Here is a 385-nt window from a genome sequence, read left to right on the forward strand (position 1 = left end):
AAAAAGCGCAAGTAGTCATCGAACTAAGGCAACACTTCCCTCTGACAGATCTGCTCAAACTAGCTGGTCTGGCCCGGAGTACTTTCTATTATCAACAGAAAGTTTTGCAGGCAGAGGATAAGTACCAGGGACTCAAGAAACGAATCGGTACCATTTTTACGCGCCATCAGGGCCGTTATGGTTACCGGCGCGTGACTCTGGCTATCCAGCAACAAGGAGTGAAGGTCAACCATAAGACCGTGCAACGGCTGATGAGCGAGCTCGGCCTGAAATCATTGGTGCGGCCAAAGAAATACCGGTCTTACAGAGGTAACGTGGGACACACCGCCCCCAACGTGCTGGAACGGCAATTTGACGCGGATGGCATGCATCAGAAATGGGTAAC

General features: G+C 51.2%; 1 protein-coding gene. It reads left to right on the top strand.

The features are described 5' to 3' along the window. Positions 1–385 (top strand): IS3 family transposase (locus ACO0LI_RS30670; RefSeq protein WP_423037714.1); only part of this gene is annotated, 385 nt, incomplete at both ends.

The organism is Undibacterium sp. Tian12W (assembly GCF_049339405.1).
GTDB lineage: Bacteria > Pseudomonadota > Gammaproteobacteria > Burkholderiales > Burkholderiaceae_D > Undibacterium.